Raw genomic sequence first — 3,366 nt, forward strand, 5'->3', positions numbered from 1 at the left:
CCCCCTTTCAGGCGCACCACGGTCTTGCCCGCTTTCGCGGCGGCAATCAGCATTTGATTGGTGTCGTGCTGCGGCACGGAGTGCTCGCCGGCACGTTTACCAACGCAGATTTGCTCCGCGTCACGGCGGATCAGTTCGCGAATACCGTCGGTGACCAGATGGTCGTAGAACACGACATCCGCATCCTGAAGAACCTGGAGGCCACGCAGCGTGAGCAGCCCGGCATCGCCCGGCCCGGCGCCCACCAGAATGATCTCCCCGCCCGTACTGCCGGGGTTATCCAGTTCGTCCTCGAGAATTTGTTGCGCCGCCGTCTCGTTACCGGCATGCATCAGGCTGGCAAAGCGGCCGCGAAACACACGCTCCCAGAAGCGACGGCGTTCCGTCACGCTGGTCAGACGCGTTTTAAGGTGGTTGCGCCAGTAGCTGGCCTTCTCCGCCATGCGCCCGAGGCTGGTCGGCAGCAGCGCTTCGATTTTTTCCCGCAGTACGCGCGCCAGCACCGGCGCGGTGCCGCCGGAGGAGATCGCCACCAGCAGCGGCGAGCGGTCAACAATCGACGGGAAGATAAACGAGCACAGCGGCTGGTCGTCTACCACGTTCACCAGACGGTGACGGTCCTGAGCTGCGTCGGAGATTCGGCGGTTGAGCGCCCGATCTTCGGTTGCCGCAATCACCAGCACCACGCTGTCGATCTGAGACTCTTCAAAATCCGCCTCTGCAACGACCTGCACCTGCGCCCCGGCGCGTTGCAGGAACGCGATTTTGCGATCGGCAATTTCACCCGTCCCGACAACCAGTACCGGTCGGTCTTTCAAGGCGGCAAAAAGGGGGAGATAGTCCACAGGCAACAACTCACTAACAACCAGGAATAAAGGGACTATAGGGGGCGGCTTAGATCGAATGAAATTACGAATTGGAATGAGTAGTTACTCAATGGAATAACGCCGTGAAAAAGCAAATATCAAAAAGTGCTTAACATGCGAAATTTCGGGCATTTAAGCGCAATTCAAATTGTGTCTACCCGATCACAGTTTCATACTATGCGGGTTAAAATTTTGCTCTGTTTTTAAGGACTCACTATGTTTTCCGCAATGCGCCACCGATTCGTTGCCCTGGCGCTCGGCGTTTGCTTTATCCTTCCGGCTCAGGCAAAAAATCAATCTTACGGTGAAATAGCCAGTATGCAGGCGCGGCATATTGCGACGGTCTTTCCGGGCCGCATGACCGGAACCCCAGCCGAAATGCTCTCGGCAGACTATATTCGTCAGCAGTTTGCGGATATGGGCTATGAGAGCGACATTCGCGCTTTCCACAGCCGCTACATCTATACCTCACGCAATAAAACGCAGAACTGGCATAACGTAACCGGCAGCACGGTCATTGCGGCGCACGAAGGAAAGGCGGCTGAGCAGATTATTATTATGGCGCACCTTGATACCTACACGCCGATGAGCGACGCTGATGTCGATAATAACCTCGGCGGGCTGACGCTTCAGGGACTGGATGACAATGCGGCGGGGCTGGGCGTCATGCTTGAGCTGGCCGAACGCCTGAAGAATATTCCGACGAAATACAGCATTCGCTTTGTTGCGACCAGCGGTGAAGAAGAAGGAAAACTCGGCGCTGAGAATCTCCTTAAGCGCATGACCGCTGAGGAGAAGAAAAATACGTTGCTGGTGATTAACCTCGATAATCTGATCGTGGGAGATAAGCTCTATTTTAATAGCGGACAGAGCACGCCGAGCAGCGTACGTAAACTCACCCGCGACCGCGCGCTGGCGCTTGCCCGCACGCATGGCGTCTATGCCGCGACAAATCCGGGCGGTAACCCCGATTATCCCAAAGGCACGGGCTGCTGTAATGACGGTGAAGTGTTTGATAAGGCGGGCATTCCGGTGCTGTACGTCGAGGCAACTAACTGGGCGCTGGGCAAAAAAGATGGCTATCAGCAGCGCGCTAAATCGAAGGCGTTCCCAAACGGGACCAGCTGGCATGACGTGCGGCTGGATAATCAGCAGCACATTGATAAAACGCTGCCGCAGCGGATTGAGCACCGCAGCCGGGATGTCGTGAAAGTGATGCTGCCGCTGGTGAAGGAGCTGGCGAAAGCGGGGAAAGCCTGATGCAATTAAGCCCGGTTGCGCTGCGCTTACCGGGCCTACAACGGCACGAAACGTAGGCCCGGTAAGGCGTAGCCGCCACCGGGCGAAAAAACATTACCCTTCGTGCAGTCCGCACTCGCGCTTCAGCCCAAAGAATCGCGTCTCTTCTTCCGCCATTCCCGGTTCCCATTTACGCGTGGTATGGGTGTCGCCTACCGACAGGTAGCCCTGATCCCACAGCGGATGGTACTTCAGCCCGTGCTTTTGCAGATACTGGTACACCGTGCGGTTATCCCAGTCGATGATCGGCAGCACTTTGAACACGCCACGCTGCACCGCCAGCACCGGCAGCGTTGCCCGGCTCCCGGACTGCTCGCGGCGGAGCCCAGCAAACCACGTCTGCGCATGAAGATCTTTCAGCGCGCGGTTCATCGGCTCGACCTTGTTGATCTCATTGTATTTCTCGATGCCCTCAACGCCCTGCTCCCACAGCTTGCCGTAACGCGCCTCCTGCCAGGCCGCGCTTTCGGTTGCGCGATAAACCTTCAGGTTCAGCTTGAGCTTGTCCGTCAGCTCGTCGATAAACTGATAGGTCTCCGGGAACAGATAGCCGGTATCGGTGAGGATCACCGGAATGTCCGGACGGATCTGATTCACCAGATGCAGACTGACCGCCGCCTGAATGCCAAAGCTCGACGAAAGCACATAGTCTCCCGGCAGGTTTTCCAGCGCCCACGCCACGCGCCCTTCGGCGTCGAGTTTTTCCAGCTGGGCGTTGGTTTCTGCCAGGGCCAGAATGCGTTCGACTTTTGGCAGGTCATTAAGGGCGTTTAGATCGAGTACGGACATAAGAACCTCGTTTGCCTGTTTCGCCGGGCGGCACTGCGTTTGCCCGGCCTACAAAACCCGTAGGCCCGGTAAGCGAAGCGCCACCGGGCAAAGGATGGATTACTCCCAGAAATCCCTTGCGGGATCGAGCACCGGGCGAATGATGCCCGCACGTACCGTAAAGTCGCCGAAGCCTTCACCCGCTTCGCGCTCTTTCGCCCAGCGTCCGATAAGCACGTCGAGGGAATCGAGAATTTCCGGCTCGGTGATGTTCTCGCGGAACATACGCGGAATACGTGTCCCGATACGGTTACCGCCCAGGTGCAGGTTATAGCGACCCGGCGCTTTCCCTACCAGACCGAGTTCGGCCAGCATCGCGCGGCCGCAGCCGTTCGGACAGCCCGTCACGCGCATAACAATATGCTCGTCCGGA

3 protein-coding genes and 1 pseudogene are annotated in these 3,366 nt (G+C 57.7%); 1 reads left to right on the plus strand and 3 read right to left on the minus strand.

Features of this window, described 5'->3' with window-relative positions; all coding sequences use genetic code 11:
• Positions 1-845 (minus strand): NAD(P)-dependent oxidoreductase (locus HP459_RS22085; RefSeq protein ID WP_367671009.1); only part of this gene is annotated, 845 nt, incomplete at its 3' end.
• 237 nt (positions 846-1,082) lie between these two features.
• Between HP459_RS22085 and HP459_RS22090 the strand changes: the two genes are divergently transcribed.
• A complete protein-coding gene (locus HP459_RS22090; RefSeq protein ID WP_023298484.1) occupies positions 1,083-2,126 on the plus strand; it encodes an aminopeptidase in 1,044 nt (347 codons plus the stop codon).
• Between the two features lie 93 nt (positions 2,127-2,219).
• On the opposite strand, the gene cysH is transcribed toward HP459_RS22090, so the two are convergent.
• On the minus strand, positions 2,220-2,954 hold the full coding sequence (cysH, locus tag HP459_RS22095) for a phosphoadenosine phosphosulfate reductase (protein WP_023298485.1): 735 nt from the start codon (positions 2,952-2,954) through the stop codon (positions 2,220-2,222).
• Between the two features lie 99 nt (positions 2,955-3,053).
• Positions 3,054-3,366: pseudogene (locus tag HP459_RS22100) on the minus strand (sulfite reductase subunit beta); the annotation flags it as partial.

The organism is Enterobacter sp. CM29, assembly GCF_013179605.1.
Classification (GTDB): domain Bacteria; phylum Pseudomonadota; class Gammaproteobacteria; order Enterobacterales; family Enterobacteriaceae; genus Enterobacter; species Enterobacter intestinihominis.

Coding starts and splice junctions, on each gene's coding strand:
- cysH (WP_023298485.1), bottom strand. CDS start 2,954: ATGTCCGTACTCGATCTAAACGCCCTTAATGACCTGCCAAAAGTCGAA.
- HP459_RS22090 (WP_023298484.1), top strand. CDS start 1,083: ATGTTTTCCGCAATGCGCCACCGATTCGTTGCCCTGGCGCTCGGCGTT.